A 1,822-nucleotide genomic window follows, 5' to 3' on the forward strand; every position below is an offset into this window, starting at 1 on the left:
TTATATGCCAATCTGGTTATCAAATACGCTCATAGTAACAGCCGCCTTCATCGGCATGGAATGTGTCGCCTGGCTGGCGCATAAGTACCTGATGCACGGTTTTCTGTGGTTTTTGCACCATGATCACCACCAACGTGACGATGGGGATTTCTTCGAAAAGAATGACTATTTTTTTGTCATCTTCGCCACGCCGGGCATTACCTGTCTGGCCATCGGCCTGAACCAGGGATTCAATTACCTGTTCTGGATTGGCCTGGGCATTACGATATACGGGTTTACGTACTTCCTCGTCCACGATGTATTTATCCATCAGCGGTTTAAAGTTTTCCGAAATACCGATTCTGTTTATCTCCGGGCGATCAGGCGCGCGCACAAAATGCACCACAAGCATTTAGGCAAACATGAGGGCGAATGCTTTGGCATGTTGTGGGTACCTCTTAAATATTTCCGCGAAGCCAAAAAAACTCTTGCTAAATGAATTACCTGTACCTGGTGGTCGATCTCGCCTCCATTTCAGTACCGTTACTTGCTTCTTTTCACCCAAAAATCGGTTTGTCCAAACATTGGGATATTCTCTGGCCGTCGCTTTTGCTATGTGCTGTTCCATTCATTATCTGGGACAGCTTCTTTACCCGGATTGGCGTTTGGGGATTCACACCCAAGTACCTGACGGGCATTTACCTGTTTCACCTGCCGATTGAGGAGATCCTTTTCTTTATCTGCATTCCTTACGCCTGCGTTTTCTCTTATTATTCATTCAAAACCTTTCACCGCGAAGGTTTCAAGGTACCTGCGGAGGGCTTCATCACTCTATTTTTTATCAGTCTGGCACTGATTTCAGCTGTGATTTTTCACGAACGTGCCTACACCTTTTCGACTTCTATCCTGCTGGCCGCATTCCTGCTTTACCTGCGGTTTGTTGTAAAACCACGTTGGCTGAGCATGTTCTACTACGCGCATATGTTCCTGATCATTCCGTTTGTGATCGTCAATGGGATACTGACCGGCACGGGCCTCGATGAGCCCATTGTTTGGTATAATGATGCTGAAAATATAGGTGTAAGATTTCTTACCATTCCGGCAGAAGACCTTTTCTACGGATTGCTGATGCTGATCCTGAATGTGTTTGTATTTGAAAAACTGTTGGCAAGAAAGCTGTCTGCAACAACTACTAAAACGCTGGCCCGTGAGTTAAACTAATGAGCTTGTCTGTCAATGCAGGCGCATTGTTCAGAAACCGCAATGCGAGCTCAGTGGTCGTTTTTTTGCCAAAAAGATTTTGCAGATAATAGCCCGCTGTGATCCTGCGTTTGAAAGCACGGTCCCATTGCCGTTTGTAATTCGCTGCCAGTTCCGCGGCAGACTGCTTATTTTGAAGATACCTGATAATTTCAACAGCCAGTAGTTTGGAAGCGCGCATTCCCATGCTCATTCCATTGCCGCAAAGTGGCGTAATGGTGCCGGCCGCATCACCAAGCAGCAGTACGCCGTTTGAAGCAGTTTGTTTTTTCTCAAAGTGAACATTGCTGATTACCAGCGGCTGTTTGTACAGAAACTCCGAATCAAGAAAATACTTTCTGAGAAATGGATTTTTGAAAAGTACGCGTTCTTCCATTTGCCTGATATCCTTTCCGTTTTCCTGCAAATTCCTGGAAGTTGTCAGGTAGCACAAACAATATTTATCCCCTTCCACTTTGGAAATGCCGCAGTAACCATCTTTGAAGTTGTGCAGTTCAATGCGGTCGGCCGGAAAGTCGGTTTTAATGTGGTATTTGACTCCGATATAGTTATTGCTGCTCCCACTTTTTGGCTCATCAATATA

The 1,822-nt window shown here is 45.4% G+C and carries 3 protein-coding genes; 2 read left to right on the forward strand and 1 reads right to left on the reverse strand.

Going from position 1 to position 1,822, the window contains the following annotated elements:
• Window positions 1-4 precede the first annotated feature (4 nt).
• On the forward strand, window positions 5-478 hold the full coding sequence (locus ACTIE6_RS23410) for a beta-carotene hydroxylase (protein ID WP_439558936.1): 474 nt from the start codon (window positions 5-7) through the stop codon (window positions 476-478).
• Window positions 475-1,200 (forward strand): lycopene cyclase domain-containing protein, encoded by a 726-nt coding sequence (locus ACTIE6_RS23415; RefSeq protein WP_439558934.1) that lies wholly within the window; start codon window positions 475-477, stop codon window positions 1,198-1,200. The genes ACTIE6_RS23410 and ACTIE6_RS23415 overlap by 4 nt, the downstream gene beginning before the upstream one ends.
• Here the strand turns inward: ACTIE6_RS23415 and ACTIE6_RS23420 are convergent.
• Window positions 1,172-1,822 (reverse strand): NAD(P)/FAD-dependent oxidoreductase (locus ACTIE6_RS23420; protein WP_439558935.1); only part of this gene is annotated, 651 nt, incomplete at its 5' end. The two genes, ACTIE6_RS23415 and ACTIE6_RS23420, sit on opposite strands and share 29 nt — an antisense overlap.

This window comes from Dyadobacter sp. (assembly GCF_051859145.1).
Taxonomy (GTDB): domain Bacteria; phylum Bacteroidota; class Bacteroidia; order Cytophagales; family Spirosomataceae; genus Dyadobacter.

What these genes read in the sequence shown, in the direction of transcription:
- ACTIE6_RS23410 (WP_439558936.1), top strand. Translation starts at nt 5, where the DNA reads ATGCCAATCTGGTTATCAAATACGCTCATAGTAACAGCCGCCTTCATC.
- ACTIE6_RS23415 (WP_439558934.1), top strand. Translation starts at nt 475, where the DNA reads ATGAATTACCTGTACCTGGTGGTCGATCTCGCCTCCATTTCAGTACCG.